19 protein-coding genes are annotated in these 24,267 nt (G+C 64.9%); 10 read left to right on the plus strand and 9 right to left on the minus strand.

Annotated elements, in window-relative coordinates; genetic code table 11:
• Positions 1–24: 24 nt before the first annotated feature.
• Entirely contained in the window at positions 25–630 is a 606-nt protein-coding gene (gene coaE, locus NFG58_RS08915) for a dephospho-CoA kinase (protein WP_045992368.1), read from the minus strand.
• 179 nt (positions 631–809) lie between these two features.
• Positions 810–1,667: an A24 family peptidase gene (locus NFG58_RS08920; RefSeq protein ID WP_348828005.1), complete on the minus strand. Its 858-nt coding sequence runs from the start codon at positions 1,665–1,667 to the stop codon at positions 810–812.
• Positions 1,668–1,866: 199 nt separating this feature from the next.
• On the opposite strand from NFG58_RS08920, the gene nagZ reads away from it, so the two are divergent.
• Together nagZ and NFG58_RS08930 are read left to right on the plus strand one after the other, a co-directional pair.
• Positions 1,867–2,880 (plus strand): beta-N-acetylhexosaminidase, encoded by a 1,014-nt coding sequence (nagZ, locus tag NFG58_RS08925; protein ID WP_108133799.1) that lies wholly within the window; start codon positions 1,867–1,869, stop codon positions 2,878–2,880.
• Between the two features lie 22 nt (positions 2,881–2,902).
• The gene (locus NFG58_RS08930) at positions 2,903–3,481 is read left to right on the plus strand and encodes a hypoxanthine-guanine phosphoribosyltransferase (protein WP_045992365.1); all 579 of its coding nucleotides are present in this window, start codon (positions 2,903–2,905) and stop codon (positions 3,479–3,481) included.
• Positions 3,482–3,882: 401 nt separating this feature from the next.
• On the opposite strand, the gene NFG58_RS08935 is transcribed toward NFG58_RS08930, so the two are convergent.
• Together NFG58_RS08935 and NFG58_RS08940 are read right to left on the minus strand one after the other, a co-directional pair.
• On the minus strand, positions 3,883–5,619 hold the full coding sequence (locus NFG58_RS08935; protein ID WP_348828006.1) for an AMP-binding protein: 1,737 nt from the start codon (positions 5,617–5,619) through the stop codon (positions 3,883–3,885).
• 127 nt (positions 5,620–5,746) lie between these two features.
• Positions 5,747–6,202 carry a MerR family DNA-binding transcriptional regulator gene (locus NFG58_RS08940; protein WP_083970354.1) on the minus strand — a complete coding sequence of 152 codons (456 nt, stop codon included), beginning with the start codon at positions 6,200–6,202 and terminating at the stop codon, positions 5,747–5,749.
• Positions 6,203–6,507: 305 nt separating this feature from the next.
• On the opposite strand from NFG58_RS08940, the gene NFG58_RS08945 reads away from it, so the two are divergent.
• The 5 genes from NFG58_RS08945 (at position 6,508) to NFG58_RS08965 (ending at position 12,424) form a co-directional block, all read left to right on the plus strand.
• Positions 6,508–7,674, plus strand: coding sequence for an acyl-CoA dehydrogenase family protein (locus NFG58_RS08945; RefSeq protein WP_348828008.1), 1,167 nt, complete (start codon positions 6,508–6,510; stop codon positions 7,672–7,674).
• 49 nt (positions 7,675–7,723) lie between these two features.
• Complete coding sequence (locus NFG58_RS08950; RefSeq protein ID WP_222517236.1) at positions 7,724–8,851, plus strand: enoyl-CoA hydratase/isomerase family protein; 1,128 nt, start codon at positions 7,724–7,726, stop codon at positions 8,849–8,851.
• Between the two features lie 59 nt (positions 8,852–8,910).
• Positions 8,911–9,819 (plus strand): 3-hydroxyisobutyrate dehydrogenase, encoded by a 909-nt coding sequence (gene mmsB / locus NFG58_RS08955; RefSeq protein ID WP_348828009.1) that lies wholly within the window; start codon positions 8,911–8,913, stop codon positions 9,817–9,819.
• 137 nt (positions 9,820–9,956) lie between these two features.
• A complete protein-coding gene (locus NFG58_RS08960) occupies positions 9,957–11,138 on the plus strand; it encodes an acyl-CoA dehydrogenase (RefSeq protein ID WP_348828010.1) in 1,182 nt (393 codons plus the stop codon).
• Complete coding sequence (locus NFG58_RS08965) at positions 11,135–12,424, plus strand: CaiB/BaiF CoA-transferase family protein (protein ID WP_348828011.1); 1,290 nt, start codon at positions 11,135–11,137, stop codon at positions 12,422–12,424. The genes NFG58_RS08960 and NFG58_RS08965 overlap by 4 nt, the downstream gene beginning before the upstream one ends.
• 155 nt (positions 12,425–12,579) lie before the next feature.
• Here NFG58_RS08965 and NFG58_RS08970 read toward each other — a convergent pair whose 3' ends face one another.
• From NFG58_RS08970 to NFG58_RS08990, 5 genes are all read right to left on the minus strand, one after another.
• Positions 12,580–13,689, minus strand: a complete 1,110-nt coding sequence (locus NFG58_RS08970) for a DUF1513 domain-containing protein (RefSeq protein ID WP_348828012.1) — start codon at positions 13,687–13,689, stop codon at positions 12,580–12,582.
• A 4-nt stretch (positions 13,690–13,693) separates the two neighbouring features.
• The gene (locus tag NFG58_RS08975) at positions 13,694–14,824 is read right to left on the minus strand and encodes an imelysin family protein (protein ID WP_348828013.1); all 1,131 of its coding nucleotides are present in this window, start codon (positions 14,822–14,824) and stop codon (positions 13,694–13,696) included.
• Positions 14,821–16,239, minus strand: a complete 1,419-nt coding sequence (locus tag NFG58_RS08980) for a di-heme oxidoredictase family protein (RefSeq protein WP_348828014.1) — start codon at positions 16,237–16,239, stop codon at positions 14,821–14,823. The genes NFG58_RS08975 and NFG58_RS08980 overlap by 4 nt, the downstream gene beginning before the upstream one ends.
• Before the next feature lie 127 nt (positions 16,240–16,366).
• A complete protein-coding gene (locus tag NFG58_RS08985; protein ID WP_222517230.1) occupies positions 16,367–17,647 on the minus strand; it encodes an imelysin family protein in 1,281 nt (426 codons plus the stop codon).
• A 277-nt stretch (positions 17,648–17,924) separates the two neighbouring features.
• A complete protein-coding gene (locus NFG58_RS08990) occupies positions 17,925–18,758 on the minus strand; it encodes a pyruvate, water dikinase regulatory protein (protein ID WP_045994921.1) in 834 nt (277 codons plus the stop codon).
• 417 nt (positions 18,759–19,175) lie between these two features.
• Here NFG58_RS08990 and ppsA point away from each other — a divergent pair, with 417 nt between their 5' ends.
• The 3 genes from ppsA (at position 19,176) to ggt (ending at position 24,253) form a co-directional block, all read left to right on the plus strand.
• On the plus strand, positions 19,176–21,548 hold the full coding sequence (gene ppsA, locus NFG58_RS08995; RefSeq protein WP_045994922.1) for a phosphoenolpyruvate synthase: 2,373 nt from the start codon (positions 19,176–19,178) through the stop codon (positions 21,546–21,548).
• 172 nt (positions 21,549–21,720) lie between these two features.
• Positions 21,721–22,272, plus strand: coding sequence for a hypothetical protein (locus NFG58_RS09000; protein WP_348828015.1), 552 nt, complete (start codon positions 21,721–21,723; stop codon positions 22,270–22,272).
• A 142-nt stretch (positions 22,273–22,414) separates the two neighbouring features.
• Positions 22,415–24,253, plus strand: a complete 1,839-nt coding sequence (ggt, locus tag NFG58_RS09005; RefSeq protein ID WP_348828016.1) for a gamma-glutamyltransferase — start codon at positions 22,415–22,417, stop codon at positions 24,251–24,253.
• Positions 24,254–24,267: the final 14 nt, after the last annotated feature.

Here is a 24,267-nt window from a genome sequence, read left to right on the forward strand (position 1 = left end):
ACGTCGATAGCGGAAGAGGCAGGCTCAGGCCTTGGCGGCGAGTCTGCGATAGGTGGCATCCAGTGCCTTGACGGCCTCGGAGAGCGCCGCTAGATCACCGTCATTGGTGATGACATCGTCGGCCAGTGACACCCGCTCGTCACGACCCATCTGCGAGGCCACGATAGCCTTGGCCTGGGCCAGGTCGACATCGTCACGCTGGGTAGTGCGTTCGATCTGCAGCGCTTCTGGTACGTCCACCACCAGGGTGCGCTGGACCATGTCCACCTGCCCGGATTCAAACAGCAACGGGGAAACCAGCAGCACATAGGGGGCGTCTTGCTGCCGCAGCAGTGACAGTCTCGTGACCAACCGTTCGCGCACGCGTGGATGGGTGGTCGCTTCAAGCCAGCGGCGTTCCTTTTCGTCGGCGAAGACGAGGGCGCGCAGGGCTGCACGGTCGAGGCGACCTTCCCTGGTCAGTATGGCATCTCCATATCGGTCGACGATGGCCTTGAGGGCCGGCTCGCCCGGGGCGACCACCTCGCGCGCGATATCGTCGGCATCGACCCAGCGAGCGCCGTGATCGCCAAACAGACGGGCCACCGTCGATTTGCCTGAGGCGATGCCACCAGTCAGTCCAATTATCATGCCACCCGTACTCCCTTCGTGTGTTCAGCGTAGTGCTTGTGTGGTGCAGTAGCCTGGGCCTTGAGTGCAACGTCGGCAAGCGACGATCAAAGGTTGCAGCGCTGAGAGAACGCAGTTTACGAGGTGCAACCCTGCATTTCGAGACGCCATTCACCCCGTCTCACCGAGCGCAGCCGTCTTCATGTCAGTCCCGACAGCGCCTGATATCCGGTGAGCAGTTCATTGCCGGCGAGCAGGCCGAGACCGCCGGCCAATACCAGCGAAGGACCGAACGGCAAGGGCTGGCCCCTCAGGTGTCGGGACCTCCACTGTATCAGCAGACCCGAAATTGCACCTAGCAAGGCGGCGATCAATATCACCAGTGGCAACAGTTGCCAGCCGAGCCAGGCGCCGAGTGCGGCAATCAGCTTGACGTCACCAAGCCCCATGCCGTCGCGTCCGGTGAGGACGTGAAAGGCCTTGCCGATGGCCCACAGCACGGCGTAGCCGGCGGTGGCCCCGATCACCGCATCATCCAGGCTGGCGGGGTTGAACAGCAGCTGGTAAAGCAGGCCACACCATAAAAGGGGCAGGGTAAGGGCGTCGGGAAGCAGTTGGGTGCGCAGATCGATCACCGCCAGGGCCAGCAGCGTCAGGCTGGCGCCGTAAAGCCACAGGGCAGGCCAGGTGGGCCCGTGGAGGATGCAGAAGCAGACCGCTAGCAGGGCGCTGGCCAGTTCCACCAGCGGATACTGGATGCTGATGCGTCCCTGGCAGTTGGCGCAGCGTCCGCGACGCTTGAGCCATCCCAGCAACGGCAGGTTGTCGTGCCAGGCGATGGGGGTGAGACAGCGCGGACAGCGAGAGCGTGGGTGGGCCAGTGACAGTGGCTCCTCGATATCGTCTGACAATTCGAGAGCCGCGCGGGCCTCGGTGCGCCACTGTTGCATCAACATGACCGGAAGGCGGGTGATGACGACATTGAGAAAGCTGCCGAGGCATAACCCCAGCAGAGCAACAAGAGCAAGAGAAGCGAAAGTGACATCCGAAAAAAGCAAAAGGAGCTCCGTGGTTCGGGGGCGGTCAAAGGAGGCTATTCTACCGTTGGCAAGAGGCGATTGTCTGGTGATACGGCAAGGCAGCGGGTGATGTCAGGGGCCTGGACGTCCCTTGCCGGGCTTCCTGCGTCGCCCTTGGGGTGTCACCTGCTCAGCCATTAGTCTAAAATTGTTCCCTTTTTCCGATCAGGTAAGCGACATGACCCAGACGTTCGGACCCGTGATGCTGGATCTCGATGGCCATGAGCTATCGGCAGAGGAGCGATCGCTGCTCGAGCATCCCGCCACCGGTGGTGTCATCCTGTTTGGACGCAACACTCGAGATGCGCACCAGGTGCGCGAACTGTGCCGGTCGATTCGAGAGGTGCGTCCTGATCTTCTGCTGGGCATCGACCAGGAAGGAGGGCGTGTCCAGCGCCTGAAAGACGGAGTCACCCGGCTGCCGCCGATGTCCCGCCTGGGGCAGGAGTACCTGGACTCACCCGAGACGGCCGTACGGCTGTGCCAGGACGCCGGCTGGCTACTGGGTATGGAAATGGCCGCCTGTGGCCTCGATCTGAGCTTCGCGCCGGTGCTGGATGTCGACGTCGGGCTGTCATCGGTGATCGGTGATCGCAGCTTTGCCGGTGACCCCGAGACCGTGGCGCTGCTGGCGGGCGCCTTTGTCGAGGGGCTGCACGACGCGGGGATGGCGGCGGTCGGCAAGCACTTTCCGGGGCATGGGGGGGTGAAGGCCGATACCCACCATGAAGTCGCGCGTGACGAACGTAGCCTCGACGAACTCCGACAGCACGACCTGGTGCCGTTTCAGTCTCTGGCACCCAAGCTCGATGGCATGATGCCGGCTCATGTGGTGTATCCCGCCTTTGACCCAAGGCCTGCAGGATTCTCGCGCCCCTGGCTTGGCATGCTGCGTGAGAGCCTGGGCTTCAAGGGCCTGATCTTTTCAGATGACCTGACCATGGCCGGCGCTCAGGTCGCCGGTGGGCCGGTGGAGCGCGCCCAGGCGGCCCTCGACGCCGGCTGTGACATGGTGCTGGTGTGCAATGACCGAGCCGCTGCCAAGGCGGTGCTCGATGCCTGCGCCGAGCGTACCGTTCGCCGGGCTTCACGCTTGCGCTATGGCCGCGCTCGTCCTGACCTGGACGCCTTGCCGGCCCTGTCTCGCTGGCGCCGGGTACACGCTCGCCTCGAGGCGATGACTTCCGATTGATGTTTGAAACGAGTTGACTGTTATGCCGAAACTGGACCCTGCCCATAGCGCTTCACGTGACGATATGCGTGAGGTGATGGACACCGCGGATTGCCTGATCAGCCATGATGAAGTCGAGCGTGCGCTCGATCGCATGGCCGAGGAGATTACCCGGGATCTCGGCGATGAACTGCCGGTGTTCTACTGCGTAATGAACGGTGGCTTGATCACGACCGGTCACCTGCTGCCGCGTCTGGGCTTTCCGCTGGAGGTGGACTACCTGCACGCCACTCGCTATCGCGGCAAGACCCGAGGGGGCGAGCTGTTCTGGCGTGTCTCGCCGGAGATTCCCATGGCCGGACGTCATGTGGTGATCGTCGACGATATCCTCGACGAAGGTGCCACCCTGGCGGCCATCCTCGACTATTGCCGCGAGGCCGGCGCCAAGAGCATCTCCACCGCGGTACTGGTGGACAAGAATCACGACCGCAAGGCAGTGCCTGGCCTCAAGGCCGATTACTGCAGCCTGGAGGTCGCCGACCGCTATGTCTTTGGTTTCGGGATGGACATTAAGGGCTATTGGCGCAACGCCCCCGGCATCTTCGCGCCGAAGGGGATGTAGGGTAAGGGCAAGACCGACCGCTACGTCTCTGGTTTCGGTATGCTGATATAAGGTCGGTAAAGGTTACTGGCGCAACGCCCCCGGCATCTTCGCGCCGAAGGGGATGTAGGGTAAGGGCAAGACCGACCGCTACGTCTTTGGTTTCGGTCTGCTGATATAAGGTCAGCAAGGGCTATTGGCGCAACGCACCCGGCATCTTCGCGCCGAATGGGATGTAAAAAGGTTAGGGCAAGACCGACCGCCAGTGTCCGGCGTCAGCAAGACAAGAAGCGCCCCGGGGATACCCTCCGGGGCGCTTCTGATTTTGGGTACCAGGTAAGCCAGGAGCTTGGCTTTCAAGTTCTTGGCTTTCAGGCCCTTGGCTTTCAGGACCTTGGCTTTCAGGTCCTGCTATTCAGGACTCAGGCCAGTCCAAGTTCGTGGGTGGCTTCCTCACGCATCTTGAACTTCTGTACCTTGCCGGTGACGGTCATCGGGAACTCGTCGACGAACTTGACGTAGCGCGGCACCTTGTAGTGCGCGATCTTGCCCTTGCAGAAGGCCTTGAGTCCTTCCTCGTCGAGCTGTTCGCCTTCGCTGAGCTTGACCCAGGCCATGACCTCCTCGCCGTACTTCTGGTCGGGTACACCGATGACCTGGACGTCGGAGATGGCGGGATGGGTGTAGAGGAAGTCCTCGATCTCGCGGGGGTAGATGTTCTCGCCGCCGCGAATGATCATGTCCTTGATACGCCCGACGATGGCCACATAGCCTTCATCGTCCATGGTCGCTAGATCGCCGGTATGCATCCAGCCGGCGTTGTCGATGGCCTTGGCGGTGGCTTCCTCGTTGTTCCAGTAGCCGAGCATCACGCTGTAGCCACGGGTGCACAGCTCGCCGGTCTCGCCCTTCGGAACCACCGCGCCGCTTTCCGGATGCACCAGCTTGACCTCCAGATGCGGGTGGATGGTGCCCACCGTGGTGACGCGCTTGTCCAGCGGGGCATCGGTGGTGGTCTGGAAGCTGACCGGGCTGGTTTCGGTCATGCCGTAGCAGATGGTCACGTCCTGCATGTTCATCTGGTCGATGACCCGTCGCATCACCTCGATCGGGCAGATGGAGCCTGCCATGATCCCGGTACGTAGCGACGACAGGTCGTAGCGTTCGAAGTCCGGGTGTTCGAGCTCTGCGATGAACATGGTGGGGACACCGTACAACGTGGTGGCCTTTTCTTCCGCCACCGCTGCCAGGGTGGTCTCGGGGTCGAAGCCGTCGGCGGGGTAGATCATGGTGGCGCCGTGGGTCACGCAGCCAAGGTTGCCCATCACCATGCCGAAGCAATGGTAAAGCGGTACCGGAATCACCATGCGGTCCTGATCGGTCAGGTTCATCGCCCTGGCCACGAACATGCCGTTGTTGAGGATGTTGTGGTGGGACAGGGTGGCGCCCTTGGGCGCACCGGTGGTGCCGGAGGTGTACTGGATGTTGATTGGTTCGTCGAACTGCAGACCTGACTGCACCTCGGCCAATTCCTCGGCGCTGACTTCGTCGCTGCGCTCGAAGATGCGCTCCCAGGCCAGCATGCCTGGCAGGGTCTTGGCCGAGTCGAGGCAGATGACACGCTTTAGCTCGGGCAGTCCGGCCAGTTTGAGCGGGCCAGCCCCCTGGACGTCGTTGACCTCCGGGGCCAGCTCGGCCAGGGTGGCCACGTAGTCCGAGGTCTTGAAGCTGCCCTGGAGGATCAGCGTCGAGGTGCCCGACTGCTTGAGCGCGTAGTCGAGCTCATGGGTGCGGTAACTCGGATTGATGTTGACCAGGATGGCGCCGATCTTGGCGGTGGCGAACTGGGTGATCGTCCATTCAGCGCAGTTGGGTGACCAGATGCCCACCCGGTCGCCTTTCTTGACGCCCATGGCCAGCAGCGCGCGGGCCGCCTGGTTCACCTCGTCCTGGAGCTCGCGCCAGCGATAGCGTAGCCCCTGGTGGCGGCTGATCAAGGCGTCCTGGTCGGGGAAGCGGGATACCGTTTCGTCGAAGCAGTCACCGATGGTCTGGCCCTTCAGGGGCAGGTCACTGATGCCGCTGACGTAGCTCACGCTCGAGGGTGAGGGCGCGGTCGAGGGAGCGAGATCGGGAGAGGAAGCAGACTGGCGTGTCATCGTGGCTCTCGTCTTGTCGTCTGGTGATTGCCGTGGGGCAGGGTGTTGTCATTGTTCGGGGCAGAGCATTGGCAGTCAGGGTGTCGCAGCAGGCGAGGGACCAGCAGCCAGTCGTGGAGGACGGGAGCTAGCCCTTCTCGCCGAGCTGACCCAGGGCGTCCCGGGCTCGCCGGTCGACATCGTCCATCTCGAGGCGCATCAGGCGGATATCCTCGAGCTGACGGTCGAGCTCGGCACGCTTCTCGGCGATGATCTCGAGTAGACGCTTGAGCTGGCGGGCGTTTCCGTCCGGCATGGCGTCGTACATCATCACCACCTCGCGTATCTCGGCCAGCGAGAACCCGAGCCGCTTGCCTCTGAGCGTCAGTTTCAGGCGCACCCGATCCTTCTCGCGATAGATGCGCTTCTGACCCTGGCGTCGGGGCGCCAACAGCCCTTCCTGCTCATAGAAGCGGATAGTCCGAGGCGTCACCTCGAACATCTTGGCCAGCTCTCCGATACTGTAGGTGCGGGAGATCGCGGTGGGCTGGCGAGCTTCGCTGGAGGAGCCTGAGGCGCGGTTGGCGCTGGCGGTTTTGCTCATGATGCTCTGTCCTGTTGGGAGGACCCGACGCGGCGGGGTCCTTGGAAAAGACACTAGTCAAAGTTTACGTTAACGTAAAGTGGATGTAGCGAAATTGACCCTCGCCCGGGCAAGGCGCCCCGGTGTTCAGGGCCGCAGCGACGTGTACGACTATGGGTTGATAGGTCGAAAACCGAGCAAGTGCTAGGTTGGGTCCCATTGCATGGCGGGGAAGCCGCCCGGCCGGCTGAATGGCCAGCCGAACGGTTCGCTGTCCGACTCGCTGTCTGGCTCGCCATCGACGTCTTGAACATGAGGATGCCACCATGGACTTTTCCCTTACCGACGATCAGAAGGCCCTGGTCGACGCCGCCGCCGACTTTGCCCGAGTCGAACTCAAGGATCACGCCGCCGAGTGGGACGCCACGTCGCACTTTCCGCTGGACGTCATCCGGCGTGCCGGCGAAGCGGGCTTTCTGGGGATCTATACCCCGGAAGAACACGGCGGACTGGGACTCTCGCGCCTGGATGCGTCGCTGATCTTCGAGCAGCTGTCGCAGGGCTGTATCGCCACCACCGCCTACCTGACCATCCACAACATGGTCACCTGGATGATTGCCAACTGGGCCACCGACGGCGTCCGTGATCGCTACGTCGAGGCCATGGTCAGTGGTGAGTGGCTCGGTTCCTATTGCCTTACCGAACCCGGTGCCGGTTCGGATGCCGCCAATCTGCGTACCAAGGCCGTGCGAGACGGTGATGATTATGTCATCGATGGGGCCAAGATGTTCATCTCCGGTGCCGGTTCCACCGAGGTGCTGGTGGTGATGGCGCGCACCGGTGAGCCGGATAGCGGCGCCCGTGGCGTCTCGGCCTTTGTGGTACCGGCGGACGCCGAGGGCGTCAGCTATGGCAAGAACGAGGACAAGATGGGCTGGAAGAGCCAGCCGACTCGACTGGTCAGCTTCGATGGTGTGCGGGTGGCCGCCGATCATCGTCTGGGTGAAGAGGGCGAGGGTTTCCGGTTTGCCATGAAGGGGCTGGACGGTGGCCGTCTCAATATTGCCAGCTGTTCGCTGGGGGCGGCCCAGCATGCGCTGACCCTGGCGCGCAACTACCTCGGCGAGCGCAAGCAATTCGGTCGCGAGCTGTCGTCCTTTCAAGCGCTGCAGTTCCGTCTCGCCGACATGGCCACGGAATTGATGGCGGCCCGTCTGATGGTGCGCCAGGCCGCCTGGCGGCTGGACCAGGGCGATCCCGAGGCGACCGCCCACTGCGCCATGGCCAAGCGCTTTGCCACGGACATCGGCTTCAAGGTCTGCAACGAGGCACTGCAACTCCACGGGGGCTACGGTTACATTCGTGAGTACCCGCTGGAGCGCCTGGTCCGCGATACCCGGGTGCACCAGATTCTCGAGGGGACCAACGAGATCATGCGCCTGATCGTCGGTCGTCGCCTGCTCGCCGACGGCGTGGTCGAATCGCTGCAGTGACGTCGGAGTGAACAGACAGCGCATGGAAAAGAGTGCAAGGAGCCAAACAATGAGTCACGACCTGGTCAGATTCGAACGCCGTCCGGCGGCCGGCGGCGGTTGCATCGGTATCGCCACCCTGAACGCGCCCAAGGCCTTGAACGCCTTGTCGCTCGAGATGATCGAGCTGCTCGACGAAAAACTCGAGGAGTGGGCCCAGGACCCCGATGTTCACGCGGTATGGCTTGACGGTGAGGGGGACAAGGCCTTCTGCGCCGGTGGCGATGTGGTGGCGCTGGTGCGAGAGCTCAAGCGCGAGCAGGAGTCCGGGCGCGGTGTCGGCAGCTATGCCAGCCACTACTTTTCCGCCGAGTATCGCCTCGACTATCGGCTGCATACCTATCCCAAGCCGTTGCTGGTGTGGGCGGACGGCATCGTCATGGGCGGTGGGCTCGGCCTGACCGCCGGTGGTCGGCATCGTCTGGTGACCGAGACCACTCGGATCGCCATGCCGGAGATCACCATCGGTCTGTATCCGGATATCGGGGCCAGCTGGTTTCTCAACAAGATGCCGCCGGGGGTCGGGCTCTACCTGGGCCTTACCGGTGCCAGCATCAACGCCAGGGACGCCCTTGACCTGGGCATGGCGGATCGTTTCGTTCCGCGCGAGCGGCGCGACGAGCTGCTCGCGCGGCTCTGCGACTGCCACTTCGCCCCCGGCCACGTGGATGACGCCGAGGCGCTGGTGTGCGACGTACTCGGTGAATTCGAGGCGCCGGAGAAGGCTCCCGGGGCGCAGGTCTGGCCCCATCTGGATCACATCACCTCGCTGACCCTCAAGGGCCGCGTGGAGGACGCCGTGGCTGCCATCCTGGGCGATGATCGCGACGATGACTGGCTTTCGGCCAATCGCGCACGACTCGAGAAGGGCTGTCCACTGACCGCGCACCTGGCCTGGCGGATGCTCGAGCGACATCGCCACTCCTCGCTGGCCGACGCCTTCCGCGACGAGCTGGTGGTATCGATCCAGTGCAACGTGCTGGGCGACTTCGCCGAGGGAGTGCGCGCGCTGTTGATCGACAAGGACAAGTCACCGCAGTGGCGGCATCGAGACGTCGCAAGCGTCGGCAGCGCCGATCTGGCGGCGATGTTCGGAGCCCCCTGGGGCAACGGTCCCGGGCCACTGGACGACCTTTGATCGCCGCTTGACGGGACAGCACAACAATCACAATTCGTTAGATAGCCAGGAGACATCTTATGCAAATCGCCTTTATCGGCCTTGGCAACATGGGCGCGCCGATGGCCGCCAATCTGGTCGGCGCGGGCCACCAGGTGCGGGTCTTCGACCTGGTCGAGTCGGCCATGGCGACGCTTGAAGAGCAGGGCGCGAGTCGGGCGAGTTCCGCCCTGGAGGCCGCCGAAGGCGCCGAGGTGGTGGTCTCGATGCTGCCGGCGGGGGCGCACGTCAAGGCGCTGTACCTCGGCCGTGACGGCGCCGAGGGACTGCTTGACCAGCTCTCGTCGCGGCCCTTGTTGCTCGATGCCTCCACCATTTCGCCGGACGATGCCCGGCTGGTGGCGGGCGAGGCCTCCAAGCGTGGTCTGGCCTACCTCGATGCGCCGGTGTCTGGCGGCATCGGGGGCGCCAAGGCCGGCACCCTGACCTTTATCGTCGGTGGCGACGCCGACGCCTACGAGCAGGCCCGTCCGGTGCTCGAGGCCATGGGCAAGAACCTGTTCCACGCAGGCCCCAGTGGCAGCGGCCAGGTGGCCAAGATCTGCAACAACATGCTGCTTGGCATCCTGATGAGCGGTACCGCCGAGGCGCTGTCTCTCGGGGTCAAGAACGGCATGGATCCGGCTGTGCTGTCGGAGATCATGAAGCAGAGCAGCGGCGGCAACTGGGCATTGAACGTCTACAACCCCTGGCCCGGGGTGATGGAGGGTTCCGCCGCCTCACGTGACTATCAGGGCGGCTTCTTGACCGACCTGATGGCCAAGGACCTGGGGCTTGCCTGGGAGCTGGCGCTTGAGTCCCGCGCCAGCGTGCCGATGGGTTCCCAGGCGCGCAACCTGTTCGCGCTGCACAGCGCCCAGGGCAACGGCGGTCTGGATTTTTCCAGCATCCAGTCGCTGTACCGGGCCGGCGAGTCGTCCGGCCAATAGCCTGGCTGACGACGTTCGGGCCTCGTCGTTCGACGTCGAGGCCCGTGATTCGTCATCGCTCGACCAAGGTGGGGGTTGGCAAGATCGACCATTAGGTCTACATTTGGTGAAAATGTAGAAATTCTGGAGCCCCCGCCATGACCAGCATCACCCCCGTTACCTGGGAAGATCCCTTCCGCCTCGTCGATCAACTCGACGAGGAAGAGCGTATGGTCCAGCAGACCGCCCACGACTACTGCCAGGAAAAGCTGCTGCCCCGGGTGCTCGAGGCCAACCGTCACGAGCGCTTCGATCGCGAGATCATGAACGAGATGGGGGAGCTTGGACTGCTCGGCGCCACCATCGATGGCTACGGCTGTGCTGGCATGAACTACGTCAGCTACGGCCTGATCGCCCGTGAGGTCGAGCGGGTCGATTCCGGCTATCGCAGCGCCATGAGCGTGCAGTCGAGCCTGGTCATGTACCCGATCCACGCCTTCGGCAGCGACGCCCAGCGCGATCGCTACCTGCCGAAGCTTGCCAGCGGTGAGTGGGTGGGCTGCTTCGGTCTGACCGAGCCGGACCATGGCTCCGATCCCGGCAGCATGTCGACCCGGGCCTATCGCACCGACTCCGGCTGGCGCCTGAACGGCACCAAGACCTGGATCACCAACTCGCCGATCGCCGACGTTTTCGTGGTCTGGGCACGGGACGAGGAGGGGGTGGTCCGCGGCTTCGTGCTCGAGAAGGGCATGCCTGGTCTCAGCGCCCCCAAGATCGAGGGCAAGTTCAGCCTGCGCGCCTCCATCACCGGCCAGATCGCGATACAGGACGTCGAGGTCTCCGACGAACAGCGTCTGCCTGGCGTGCAGGGCCTGAAGGGGCCTTTCTCCTGTCTCAACCGCGCCCGCTACGGCATCAGCTGGGGTGCCATGGGCGCCGCCGAGGCCTGCTGGCACGCCGCACGTGACTACACCATGGAGCGCAAGCAGTTCGGCCGCCCGCTGGCCGCCAATCAGCTGATCCAGAAGAAGCTCGCCGACATGCAGACCGAGATCGCCCTGGGCCTGCAGGCGTCGCTGCGGGTGGGACGGATGATAGACGACGGCCAACTGGTGCCCGAGGCGATTTCGCTGATCAAGCGCAACAACTGTGGCAAGGCGCTGGATATCGCCCGGGTCGCCCGGGACATGCACGGCGGCAACGGCATCAGCGACGAGTACCACGTCATCCGTCATGTCATGAACCTCGAGGCGGTCAACACCTACGAAGGCACCCACGATGTGCATGCCCTGATCCTCGGGCGTGCCCAGACCGGCCTGCAGGCCTTCACCGGGTGAGTGACACCGCCATGCACCAGGCAGACAGCCCAGCGAAGGCCGGCGCCGGCAATACGGCAGGCGAGAGCGCGCAAGCTGCCAGCGCCGCCAGGCCGCTCGAGGGGGTTACCGTGCTGGACATGTCGCGGGTGCTGGCCGGCCCCTGGTGCGGCCAGCTGCTCGGCGACCTCGGCGCTCGGGTGATCAAGATCGAGCACCCCGGTCGTGGCGATGACACTCGCGGCTGGGGGCCGCCCTGGCATCAGGGCGAGCCGATCGACGGTGATGCGGTCGAACGCCAGGCCGCCTATTACCTCTGCGCCAATCGTGCCAAGCAGTCGCTGGCGGTGGACATCGCAAGCGCGGATGGCCAGCGCCTGATCAAGGCGTTGGCCAAGGGCGCCGACATCGTGCTCGAGAATTTCAAGGTCGGTGGGCTCGCTCGCTATGGCCTCGACGCTGCCTCGCTGCGAGAGATCAATCCGGCGCTGGTGGTGTGTTCCATCACCGGCTTTGGCCAGACCGGACCCTACGCCCACCGGGCAGGCTACGACTTCATGATTCAGGCCATGGGCGGCTTGATGAGTCTGACCGGCGACGCCGACGGCATGCCGATGAAGACCGGAGTGGCGATCACCGACGTGATGACCGGGCTTTACGCCACCGTGGGGGTGCTGGCGGCATTGCATCGCCGGCGCGAGACCGGCGAGGGCAGCCACGTGGACCTGGCGTTGCTCGACGTTCAGGTGGCGACCCTGGCCAACCAGGCGCTCAATACCCTGGTCAGCGGTGTGGCACCGCAGCGCTTCGGCAATGCTCATCCGAATATCGTGCCCTACCAGGCGTTCGCCTGCCGCGATGGTCATCTGGTGCTGACCGTGGGCAACGACGCCCAGTTCGCTCGCCTGGCTGAGTTGCTCGGGCACCCCGAATGGGCCGAAGGCGACTACGCCACCAACGAAGGACGGGTCGCCCATCGCCAGGATCTGGTGGCCTTGATCCAGGGCATTCTGAGCGGCGGCGAGCGAGATCACTGGCTCGCCGAATGCGAGGCCCGGGGGATACCGGCAGGGCCCATCCATACCTTGCCGGAAGTGTTCGCCGATCCTCAGGTGCGTCACCGTGGCATGGCCCGGGAGATCGACGGCGTGCCCCAGGTCGCCAACCCGCTGCGCTTCGATGGGGCCAGTGCCACCGCCGATTCCGCGCCACCACGCCTTGGAGAGCACAGCGACAGGGTGCTGGCCGAGATGGGGTTGTCTTTAGCGGACATCGAGCGACTGCGCAGGGAAGGCATCATCCGCTAAGCGCCCCCAGCAGTACCCGAGTGCACAACGGCCAGGCCCGAAGGGGCCTGGCCGTGTTGTTGGCGCGGTCGTCGATGCCAGGGGCGATGTCAGGATTGATGCCAGGGTCGATGTCCTGGTGGACGGCCCGATGGCCGATAACCCGCGGGTGGTGATCAGGTCAGATGGTTGTCCCAGCGCAGCGGCAAGGCGGCCAGTTGGCGATGGCGGCCGCCATCGTCGATGCGGTGGACCTCGCCACCGCCGGTGGTGACCAGATAGCCTCCGGCGCCGTCGCAGCGAACGCCTGCCGCGTCCACGATATCGAACTGTGCCAGCAGCTCGCCGCTGTTCCTGCCCAGCACCAGCACCTTGTTGCCTCGTGGGGCGGAAATCGCCGCACTCGGGCGCACCTGGCTGGCCGCCACGCTGGCGGTGTACTGGGCCAGACGCCCTTGCAGGGGCGAAGGCAGCACCTGCTCGCTGAAGCTGCCGTCTGGCGCGCGCCTGGCGATCAGCGGGTGGTCGGTCTCCCACTCGGGGCCCTGGAACTGGTAGCCGGCGACGACGGTGCCGTCGGGGGCGATGTCCAGATGGCGACAGCTCAGCTGGTGGTGGGATGGCCGATGGCGTTCGAGGATCTCGCCGCTATGGCGATCGAGCAGCAGCAGGGCGGGGTCCATGTCCGAGAGGTTGAGCTTGGCCCGCCCGCTGTCGGGATGGGTGCGGATACCGCCCAGCGCCACCACCAGGGTCTCGCCATCGGGCATCAGGCCGACCTCGTGGGGACCGATGCCGTCGAGAAGGTGGTCGCCCACATGCCGGTAGCCTTGCTCGGCGTCGTGCACCTGAACCAGCCCCATGGCGTCGTCGATGCGATTGGCGGTGACGTAGAGCCAGCGACCGCTCGGGTCGAACACGCCGTGGCCATAGAAGTGCCGGCCCTGTCCTGCGCTGATCTCGAGTGTCGATGCCTGGCGTCTGGCGTCGAGCACATGGAAGCGTTGGCCTGGCCGTCGAGCGAACAGTACCACCTCGTCGCGGCCCGGCCTGAGGCAGCCGCCGTGGCAGCGCTCCGGGCTCGGCAGCAGAAAGTGACCCGCGCCGTCGCGGCGCAGCCCTGCCAGGTGGTGTCCACCGTCGCTGTCGTCCACCGCGCTGAAGTACCACTGCCGGCGGCCATCATCGTCCAGCGCCCACAGACTGGCCGGCAGGCCGGTGGCGGCCAGTCCCAACAGCGACGCCTTGAGCAGGCGCCGCCGGGACAGAGAAGGAAGTGACGGCACCGGGTCAGTCTCCGTCGCTGGAATTGAAGCCCTTGACCACCCCCAGGGCGGGGGCGATCTGATCATCGAGCAGCGCCCGCAGCTGGGCCACCTCCAGGTAGAGGGTCGCCAGTTCTTGTTGTGCAGCCGGGGAGCTGGAATCGCCATCGGCATGGTTGGCCAACGCATCGACGATACCGGTGTCGATCGCCTCGGCCTGATCGAGCGTGTCCTCGAGCTGGCGAGCAAAGGCGTCGCCCAGCTCGGCATGGCCGGCCTGGTCCAGCCAGGTCGCAAGGCCCGGCTCGAAGTACTGCTGGAGACCCGCCAGGCTGGCGGCCGCCAGGGCCACCGACTGGCCACTGCGCCAGGCCTCTGCGCGATAGGCGTTGGGCGCGGCGCCCATCAAGCCGAGCGGCTCGCCGAGGCGCTTGTCCTCCAGAATCTCGAGAGACTGCATCGCCCCGTGCAGGGTCGCCTCGTTGTAGCTGTCGGTGGCCAGGTAGTGCGGCGCAAAGGCCTGCCAGTCGGCAACCACGGCGTCGCTGACGGCGACCAGGTGGCTGCCGATGGCCCCAGCCAGGGCGCAGGGCAGGGGGTCGCCCAGCGAGCGGCTGGCCATGACGTCGTCGTAGAGCAGTACTTCCAGCGCCGGGAAGCCCTGCTCGGCGACGCCGGCCTCGGCGATGTCGTCGGCGCCGACGGGGGCGTCCTGGCGTAGCCTGGCGCCGACGCGGGTACCCACAAGATTCTTGGCGTCGGGCCAGAACTGGAGCTGCCAGGCACGGCTGTCCACCTCGATCGGCCCGAAGTCGACAAAGCGCACCGCTTGCCAGGCCTGGTAGGCCGCAAGCCACTCACTGCGCAGCGCCGGGCGGTCGACCCCGGCCTCGCCGCAGCTCGCCTTCAGGCGTTCGGCCAGTGCCTGAGTCCGGCTCGCCAGTTGCCGATAGCCAAGCCCGATATCGTGATGCCAGACGCTGCGCGGGGTGCTTTCGTTCTCTGCATCGTGCGCAGTGTCAGCGCTGGTGTCAGCGTCGGCGTCAGAGGACCCCTGGGCCAGGGCCGTCCCTGGCCCGCCCATCGTCAAGCCAGCGGTCGCCAGCAGCAGGGCGGCTGCCAGGGCGCTACCCGAGTGTCGTGGAGAAGTCGTCATAGGGAGTTCAGGAAGTCCAGTAGTTGTTGGCGCTCATGGGCCTCGAGCGCCTTGTAGGCATCTCGTGAAGCTTCGGCTTCACCGGCGTGCCACAGGATCGCCTCTTCCAGGGTGCGAGCCCGTCCGTCGTGCAGGAAGCCAGCCTGGGGGTTGACGCTCTGGGCCAGGCCAAGCCCCCACAGCGGCGGGGTGCGCCACTCATTGCCGTCGGCCTGGTACTCGGGGCGACCGTCGGTGAGGCCCTCGCCCATGTCGTGCAGCAGCATGTCGGTGTAGGCCCACAGGGTCTGTCCGGCCAATTCGGCGCGCTCGGTGTCTTCCGGCGTGGTCAGCGACGGGCGATGACAGCTGGCGCAACCCAGGGTGTTGAAGTGACGGGCGCCGGCCTGGACGTCTGGCGAATCCATGTCGCGCCGCTCGGGTACGGCCAGGCTCGAGGCGTAGAAGGTGATGAAGTCGGCGACCTCGTCACTGACTTCGGGATCGCCGCCATCGGGGAAGTTCTCGCAGCCCTGGCCCGGCATACAGTCGGTGCTCGCGGCCAGGCGCGAGGTCAGGCCCATGTCGCCGGCAAAGGCGTGCAGGCTCTGCTGCTCCACCGTGGGCTCACCGGCCTTCCAGCCGAACCGTCCCAGCACGGTGGTCTGCTGGCGCACGTCCCACACTCGGTTTGGCCGGCCCGAGATGCCATCGCCGTCGGCGTCCTGCTCATCCGCCCAGGCCAGGATCTGCGCCTCGTCGACCACCTCGAGCAGGCCCAGGCCGATCATCGGCGGGGCGACCCGGGGGGAGGTCAGCAGATTCTCGGGCAGCTCCCCGTAAGCGGGGTTCTCGATGGAATAGACGGGCGCCGCGAGCACCACGTGGTGTCCGTCGTCGAAGCTGATCTCGCGATCCTCGAGGGTGCGTACCATGTCGGCTTCCGGCGTGGCGCCGGGAATCGCCGCAGTCTGAAGCTGGCGCCCGTAGTGGGGCACCGGAACGGCGCCGGTGCGCCTTACGATGTCATGATCCTCGTCGCTTTCGGCGGGCAGCGACAGGCGCAGGAACAGTGACACCGGCGCCTCGCCAGGGGCCGGAGGGTGACCGCGGCCGTCCTTGATATGGCAGCCCTGGCAGCTATTGGTGTTGATCAGCGGTCCGAGGCCGTCACGGGCATCGGTGCTGGCCGGTGCCACCACCCAGGGGTTGCGGAAAAAACTGTTGCCGACGCTGAAGTCCAGGCGCTTGGTCATGCTCATGTTGCCAAGGGGCAGCGAGTAGGCGTTGTGGTCGAACTGGCTGACCGAGCCTTCGCCACCCGAGCGTGGGTCGTTCTGGATGGGCGGCGCGTCGTTTGCGCTGACCGGCGCGCTGATGACGAGGGCCGTAAGCAACGCTGACAGAGCAGGGGGGAGCGACGGAAATTGACGCATCAGGCGTTTCCTTGAAACAGGTGAGCCGCACGCGGGCCGTGCGGCTTCTTGGGGCGAATGACTCTCATTGCATCATCCGCCAAGGCGTTATCACCTGATCTGGATCAAGCGGGGTCCAGTGACGGGGTCAGAAAGTATGACCGGCGTCGTCGGGCTGCAGCGAGGTGACACCCAGTTCGCCTGCGGCCTGCTCGATGGAGCCGGTCTGGGTGACCAGCGCCAGGATGGCATCGTTGACGATGGCGGCGCCTTGATCATTGCTCGGTGCGATCATCATGTCGAAGGTCATCGGCGAGTCGCTGCGCTCGGCGGTCTCCTTGAGGGTGCCGAGCGCGTCCATGGAGGCCTCGATCTGCTGCTCCAGGGTCTGGGCCAGCTCGCTGTCGCGCTGGGCCAGCAGGGCTTCCACGCCCGGACCTTCCAGGGTGGTGCCGTCGATGCGCTGGTAGCTGCCGGTGTAGACGTTCTGGATGCCCTGACCGTTGTAGTAGTGCGAGTTGTGAGTGTTGTCGCTGAAGCAGTCGTGCTCGTCCTCGTAGGAGTTGGCCTCCAGCGCGACCTTCATGCGCTCACCGGCGAGCTCCCCCAGTGACAGTGAGCCCATGCCGAAGAGGATGCGGCGCAGGCCTTCTTCAGCCGGTTGCGCGGTCAGTTCGCTGCGGTAGTTGTCGCCGTCTACCGGCGCCCACTGGGCGACCATCCATTCCAGATCGTTGATCAACAGCTGACTGGCTGCCTTCAGATAGGCCCGGCGGCGGTCGCAGTGGCCGTTGCTACAGTCTTCGCCCTGGGCGAAGTCGCTGGCGGGGCGCTCGCCGGCGCCGGCCTCGTAGCCGTGCTGATCCTGGCCCCACAGCAGAAACTCGATGGCGTGGTAGCCGGTGGCCACGTTGGCCTCGGAGCCGCCGATCTCGTTGAGCTCGGCCAGCAGCTCCGGGCTCAGGGTACTGACGTCGATCTCTTCGCCGCCGACGTTGATGCGCTCGGAGGCAATGATGTTGGCGGTAGCGCCGGCGTTGCCCAGCTCGTGCTGGTAGCCGTCCTGAGCGACGTAGTCGATCATGCCTTCGTCCAGCGGCCAGGCGTTGAGCTGGCCTTCCCAGTCGTCGACGATGGCGTTGCCGAAGCGGAAGACTTCACTCTGCTGGTAGGGTACCCGCGCCTCACGCCAGGCCTTCTTGGCGGCGGCCAGGGTCTCGGGGGTCGGCGCGGCCAGCAGGCTGTCGATGGCCTCGTCCAGTGCCTTGGCCGTCTTCAGCGCGTCGCTGTAGGTGGTGTGGGCGAGATCGGTGTAGTGGCTGACCACCGCCTCGGCGGTAACGTCTTCGGCAGCGACGTGGCTAGACACGACAAGGGCACTGGCGGCAATGGCAAGCGCCAGGGGACGGCGGACGAGACGGGAGATCATGGGGCGTTACCTTTTCTCAGGACGGTTATTCTTGCGCGGCGACGACAGGTAAGGGATGGCTGCGCCGGGGAGTCCACTACGGAAAGAAATAGTAACGAGATTGACTATCATTGCAAGTCGCTGGGTGCGCTGGAACGGTCCGGAGCCTGGTGACTCAGCCCTATGCCCAAGCCCACGGACACTGCGCTGTGATGCAGCCGAGCAGGGCAGCGACTCGACCGGGAGATGGCGGAAAGGAGGCACCTTCCCGCCATGGACCGGCGGACGCAGGCGGGTGTCAGCGCGGTGAGAAGCGGCGGTTGATGCCGGTCTCGGCGATCATGCGGGTGGAGATTTCTTCCACCGAGAAGCGGGTGGCATCGATAAAGGGGATATGCAGCTGGCGGAACATGGATTCGGCCTGGGCGACCTCCTGCATGCACTGGTCCATGCTGCTGTAACGGCTGTTGGGGCGACGTTCGTGGCGGATGGCGGCAAGCCGGCGCGGGTCGATGGTCAGGCCGAACAGCTTGTGGCGCTGCTTGGCCAGTACCGGCGGCAACTTCAGGGTGCCGCTGTCGTCCTGGTCGTCTTCGGTCAGCGGGTAGTTGGCCGCGCGCACCCCGAACTGCAGCGCCAGGTACAGTGAGGTCGGCGTCTTGCCGCAGCGTGACACCCCGACCAGGATGACATCCGCCTGGTCGTACTGGTGGGTACGGGCGCCGTCGTCGTTGTCGAGGGCGAAGTGTACCGAGTGGATGCGGTCCATATAGACATCGTCGCTGGAGATGGCGTGGGTACGCCCGACGCTGTAGGAGGAGTGGGTGTCCAGCTCGCGCTCCAGCGGCTCGAGGAAGGTGGAGAATATGTCGACCTTGAAGCCCGGTGCCTGGCGAATCACCGCGCGGATCTTCTCGTCGACGATGGTGTCGATGATGATCGGCTGCACGCCGTCGCGCACGGCGGTGGCCTCGATGATGCTGACCAGCGAGCGCGCCTTCTCGATGGTGTCGATGTAGGGCTTGGTCAGCTTGCGGATGTCGACGTTCTCGAACTGGGCCAGCAGGCTGCGGCCCAGGCTCTCGGCGGTGATGCCGGTGCCGTCGGAAATGAAGAAGGCGGTTCGGGTCATGACGATTCCCTTGAAGACAGTGATGGCATTGTCCGTTTACCGCTGCGGTGAGACAAGTTGTCGCTGTTCCAAAGTAAACCTAAGGCGGCACAGGCGTGCCCGACTACAAGATAGGCTGGCTTTCGATCAGCCTCTGAAAAAAGTCCTGGCGGCGGGGCCGAGCCAAGCATTCGCGCGCCTTTCAGATACTTTGACGCCAGCATCCGACGTCATGATTTGCGCGCCCTGGCGGAGACCTCGATAGCGGCGTCAGGGCGCTGACTACAGGAATCGTCGATTTCCCCCGGGTGTTGTAAAAATCCTCCAGTGACTTCGCTCTTAGACCAATGGCGAATATGGCGAGGCGCTGATAGAGTCGCCAGCATCCAGTCATGACGGCGCGTCACGGACGAGGTCGTCGACATCCAAGGGGGTCACGTGGACAAGTACATTCTGTGGTTTGATCAGCTGGGCATGAACGACGTCGAGCGAGTCGGGGGCAAGAATGCTTCCCTGGGCGAGATGATTTCCAACCTGTCCGGCGCCGGCGTCACGGTGCCTGGCGGTTTCGCCACCACCGCCGAGGCCTATCGCGAGTTCCTCTCCCACGAGGGGCTCAACGATCGAATCAACCAGGAGCTTGCGCGTCTCGACGTCGATGACGTCAATGCCCTTGCCGAGGCCGGCAGCAAGATTCGCCAGTGGGTCATCGATACCCCGCTGCCGCCGGCCTTCGAGGCCGCCCTGCGTGAAGCCTACGAGCTGATGCTCGGCAAGCATCCCAACCTCAAGGTGGCGGTGCGCAGCTCCGCTACCGCCGAGGATCTTCCCGACGCGTCCTTCGCCGGACAGCAGGAAACCTTCCTCAATATCGAAGGCTACGACAACATCAAGCGGGCGGTGCACGAGGTGTTCGCGTCCTTGTTCAACGACCGCGCGATTTCCTACCGGGTGCACCGTGGCTATGCCCACGAGAACGTGGCGCTGTCCGCCGGCGTGCAGAAGATGGTGCGCTCCGAGACCGGGGCCAGCGGCGTGATGTTCACCCTGGACACCGAGTCCGGCTTCCGTGATGCGGTGTTCGTGACCTCGTCGTGGGGCCTCGGCGAGACCGTGGTGCAGGGCGCGGTGAACCCTGACGAGTTCTACGTCCACAAGACCACCCTGGCGGCAGGCCGCCCGGCGGTGCTGCGGCGTAACCTCGGCTCCAAGCTGATCAAGATGGTCTACACCGGTGATGCCAGCGCCGGCAAGTCGGTGGAGACCGTGGATGTGCCACTGTCCGATCGTGGCCGTTTCAGCATCAACGACGAACAGGTGATGGCGCTGGCGCGTCAGGCGATGACCATCGAAGAGCACTACGGCCGTCCCATGGACATCGAGTGGGCACTGGACGGTGACGATCAAAAGCTCTACATCGTTCAGGCGCGTCCCGAGACCGTGGTGTCCCAGCAGGAGGGCGGCTCGCTGGAGCGCTTCCAGCTCAAGGAGAAGGGGCGCACCCTGGTCACCGGTCGCGCCATCGGTCAGCGCATCGGTCGTGGTGCGGTCAAGGTCATCCTGAGCCCGGACGAGATGGACAAGGTCAACGCCGGGGACGTGCTGGTCACCGACATGACCGACCCGGACTGGGAACCGATCATGAAGCGCGCTTCTGCCATCGTCACCAACCGTGGCGGTCGCACCTGTCACGCGGCGATCATCGCCCGCGAACTGGGTATCCCGGCGGTGGTGGGCTGTGGTGATGCCACCGACGTGCTGCGCGATGGCCGTGAAGTCACCGTGTCCTGCGCCGAGGGAGATGCCGGCCACGTCTACGATGGTCTGCTGGAGTTCGACCGCAACGTCACCAGCGTCGATGCCATGCCGGACATCCCGTTCAAGATCATGATGAACGTGGGCAACCCGGATCGCGCCTTCAGCTTCTCCACCCTGCCCAACGCCGGTGTCGGCCTGGCGCGTCTGGAGTTCATCATCAACCGCATGATCGGCGTTCACCCCAAGGCGCTGCTGGAATACGACACCCTGCCCAGCGAACTGCAGCAGACCATCGATCTGCGTATCGCCGGCTACGACGATCCGGTCAGCTTCTACGTCGACAAGCTGGTGGAGGGTATCTCGACCCTGGCGGCGGCCTTCTATCCGGAGCGGGTCATCGTGCGAATGTCGGACTTCAAGTCCAACGAGTACGAGAACCTGATCGGCGGCAAGCTCTACGAGCCCGGTGAAGAGAACCCGATGCTCGGTTTCCGCGGCGCCTCGCGCTACATCTCCGAGAACTTCCGGCCGTGCTTCGAGCTTGAGTGTCGGGCGATGAAGCGGGTGCGCGACGAGATGGGCCTCGACAACGTCGAGCTGATGATTCCCTTCGTGCGTACCACCGAAGAAGCCAGTGAAGTGGTCGACCTGCTGGCGGCCAATGGCCTCAAGCGCGGCGATAACGGGCTCAAGGTCATCATGATGTGCGAGCTGCCGGCCAACGCCCTGCTGGCCGATGAGTTCCTCGAGTACTTCGACGGCTTCTCCATTGGCTCCAACGATCTGACCCAGTTGACCCTCGGTCTCGATCGCGACTCCGGTATCGTCGCGCACCTGTTCGATGAGCGGAACCCGGCGGTCAAGAAGCTGCTGGCCATGGCGATCCAGGCCTGCAAGGCCAAGGGCAAGTACGTGGGGATCTGCGGCCAGGGGCCGTCTGACCATCCGGAACTGGCCAAGTGGCTGATGGAGCAGGGCATCGACTCGGTGTCACTGAACCCGGACGCGGTGCTGGAGACCTGGTTCATGCTGGCCGGCGAGACCATCGGCTGAGCATCACCATGCTGTGAGACGGCGACGCGATCGCCCGCCTGTCGACGCCGCGGACCTTCCGCGGCGTCGTTGCGTTGTGCGGGTGTGCGAAACTCGCTCAATCGCCTCGAGGGGCTCCCCAAGTGCCCGCTAACTTGGCACCATGGGAAGCTTTTCTTTTCAGGATCTTGTGATGGCGTATCTGTTGGTCATGGGCAGCGTGCTGCTGTCCATCGGGGTGTGCCTGGGCTGGGCCTGCTGGTCGCTGGGGCGCTGGACTCTCGGGCGGCTGCTGCCAGGGGGGCGTCAGTCATCGGGCACGGCAACACAAAAGGCGAAGCCAGGACCCAGGGCCCGCAGTCGCAGCGATGCCCCGACCAAGGCGTCGAGCAAGGCCGCGAACAAGGCCCCGGCCAAGTCAGAACCCAGGCAGGAACCCAGGGCCTCACGGGGCAAGGCTGCTCCGGCAAAGGCGGTCAAGAACAAGGAGCCTACGCCTCCCTGGGCATTGACTCGGGGCCTGTCACGCTTTGGCTCGGCGCTGCCGCTGGGCCTGCTGATGGCGTTGATATACGGTGTGGTACGCCTGGCCGAGAAGGGCATGGCGGCCAGGGCCGAAAGCACCCCTGAGGGTTATCACCAGTTGGTGTCGGTGCTCGGTGTGACCGCCGTGGCGCTGCTGGCGCTGGCACTGGTCTCGTGGTTCTGCCGCTGGCGGCTGGATCGCTACGAGCGCCGGCAATGAGTCAGCGCTGCTCGTCGGCGGTAAAGGATGCCGGTGGAACACGTACATGACAGCGAGCCTGCGTGCCGTCTCGACGCTCAGGGCCTATGCTGAATCAAGCAATCAAGACTCTCCCGTATTACTCATCACAAAAGGAGCGGTGATGACATCGCGTACTTCGCCACGGTTGGCGCGTCTGGCGTCTTCCATCGTTTGCGGCAATCTGCTGCTGGCCGGCCTGCTGACGACACCGGCTCTTGCCCAGGAGGGGTTTGAATACGCTCGTCCGGACATCTCGCCGGAATCGAGTTCCGGCTACCAGGAGAAGCCCGGCTGGTCGACCTCGTCCTTTGCGGTGGCGGCGGCGAACCCTCTGGCCACCGACGCCGGCTATCAGGTGATCAAGGCCGGAGGCTCGGCCATCGATGCCGCCATCGCGGTGCAGATGGTACTGACGCTGGTGGAACCCCAGTCCAGCGGCATCGGCGGTGGTTCCTTTCTGATGCTGTTCGACGGGGAAGAGGTCCACGCCTTCGATGGCCGTGAAAAGGCCCCGTTGGGCGCCGACGAGTCCCTGTTTCTGAATGCCGACGGCGATCCGATCGACTTCATGACCGCCGTCGAGAGCGGGCGTTCGGTGGGGGTGCCCGGTACCTTGAGGATGCTGGAGCTGGCGCACGACGAATACGGCGAGCTGCCGTGGAAGTCACTGTTTGCGCCGGCCATCACCCTGGCCACGGAAGGTTTCGAGATCAGCCCGCGTCTGCATCAGAGCCTGGTGTCGACGCCAAGCCTTGCTGAGGACGAGATCGCCGGGGCCTACTTCTTCGATGACCAGGGCGAGCCGCTTGAGGTGGGAACGACCCTACGCAATCCCGCTTTGGCGGCGATTCTGACCAAGGTGGCCGAGGAGGGCAGCTCTGCGCTTCACACCGGCGAGTTTGCCGAGGATCTGGTGTCCCGGGTGCAGAATCACCCGGAGCTGCCCGGTACCCTGAGTCTCGAGGACATGGCGGGTTACGCAGCACTCGAGCGTGAGCCGCTATGCACCCCCTGGCGTGAATGGGAGGTCTGCGGCTTCCCGCCACCCTCATCGGGACACCTGACCGTGATGCAGATACTCGGCATGATGGAGGCCTTGCCGGAGATCGAGACCGCCATCCACGAGGGCGTACCCACGGTGGATTGGCTACATCCGTTTCTCGAGGCCTCGCGCCTGGCCTTTGCCGATCGCGGCCGCTACATCGGTGACAGCGATTTTGTCGAACCCCCCGGCGGTGACTGGAACACGCTGCTGGCACCGGACTATCTGGCCAAGCGCGCCGAGCTGATCAAGCAGCAGAGCATGGGTAGCGGCGAGGCGCGCCCCGGCAACCCCGGTTCGCTGGAGACCGCCTATGCCTCTCAGCCCCAGCAGCCCGAGCACGGCACCAGCCATATCAGCATCGTCGACCCCCGGGGCCAGGCGGTCGCCATGACCTCGAGCATCGAGCAGGCGTTTGGTTCGCGCATCATGGCCAACGGTGGCGGTGAGCTTGATGGCGGCTATCTGCTCAACAATGAGTTGACCGACTTTTCCTTCACGCCGACGGATGAGCAGGGCACACCGATCGCCAATCGGGTGCAGCCCGGCAAGCGGCCGCGTTCGAGCATGAGTCCGACGCTGGTGTTCGAGCGTGAGAGCGGCGAGCTGGTAGCGAGCCTCGGGTCTCCCGGAGGCGCGGCGATCATCCACTACACCGCCCAGACACTGGATGCCATGCTTACGCGTGGTGTGGACGCCCAGCAGGCGCTCGATCTGCCCCATGCGATCACCACCGGTGGCACCGTCTATCTGGAGCAGGGCCGCTTCCCCGAGGCCACGCTGCGCGATCTGCGGGGGCTTGGCCACGAGGTCGAGACCCGCGAGTTGACCAGCGGTCTGCAGGCGCTGAAGGTCACCGAAGACGGCTTCTATGGGGGGGCTGATCCCCGCCGTGAAGGCGTCGTGATGGGCGATTGAAGCGCGCCATTCGC

It is taken from the genome of Halomonas sp. RT37 (genome assembly GCF_040070525.1).
In the GTDB taxonomy this organism is placed as follows: domain Bacteria; phylum Pseudomonadota; class Gammaproteobacteria; order Pseudomonadales; family Halomonadaceae; genus Halomonas; species Halomonas litopenaei.

Coding starts and splice junctions, on each gene's coding strand:
- coaE (WP_045992368.1), bottom strand. CDS start 630: ATGATAATTGGACTGACTGGTGGCATCGCCTCAGGCAAATCGACGGTG.
- nagZ (WP_108133799.1), top strand. CDS start 1,867: ATGACCCAGACGTTCGGACCCGTGATGCTGGATCTCGATGGCCATGAG.
- NFG58_RS08930 (WP_045992365.1), top strand. CDS start 2,903: ATGCCGAAACTGGACCCTGCCCATAGCGCTTCACGTGACGATATGCGT.
- NFG58_RS08935 (WP_348828006.1), bottom strand. CDS start 5,619: ATGACACGCCAGTCTGCTTCCTCTCCCGATCTCGCTCCCTCGACCGCG.
- NFG58_RS08940 (WP_083970354.1), bottom strand. CDS start 6,202: ATGAGCAAAACCGCCAGCGCCAACCGCGCCTCAGGCTCCTCCAGCGAA.
- NFG58_RS08945 (WP_348828008.1), top strand. CDS start 6,508: ATGGACTTTTCCCTTACCGACGATCAGAAGGCCCTGGTCGACGCCGCC.
- NFG58_RS08950 (WP_222517236.1), top strand. CDS start 7,724: ATGAGTCACGACCTGGTCAGATTCGAACGCCGTCCGGCGGCCGGCGGC.
- mmsB (WP_348828009.1), top strand. CDS start 8,911: ATGCAAATCGCCTTTATCGGCCTTGGCAACATGGGCGCGCCGATGGCC.
- NFG58_RS08960 (WP_348828010.1), top strand. CDS start 9,957: ATGACCAGCATCACCCCCGTTACCTGGGAAGATCCCTTCCGCCTCGTC.
- NFG58_RS08975 (WP_348828013.1), bottom strand. CDS start 14,824: ATGACGACTTCTCCACGACACTCGGGTAGCGCCCTGGCAGCCGCCCTG.
- NFG58_RS08980 (WP_348828014.1), bottom strand. CDS start 16,239: ATGCGTCAATTTCCGTCGCTCCCCCCTGCTCTGTCAGCGTTGCTTACG.
- NFG58_RS08985 (WP_222517230.1), bottom strand. CDS start 17,647: ATGATCTCCCGTCTCGTCCGCCGTCCCCTGGCGCTTGCCATTGCCGCC.
- NFG58_RS08990 (WP_045994921.1), bottom strand. CDS start 18,758: ATGACCCGAACCGCCTTCTTCATTTCCGACGGCACCGGCATCACCGCC.
- NFG58_RS09000 (WP_348828015.1), top strand. CDS start 21,721: ATGGCGTATCTGTTGGTCATGGGCAGCGTGCTGCTGTCCATCGGGGTG.
- ggt (WP_348828016.1), top strand. CDS start 22,415: ATGACATCGCGTACTTCGCCACGGTTGGCGCGTCTGGCGTCTTCCATC.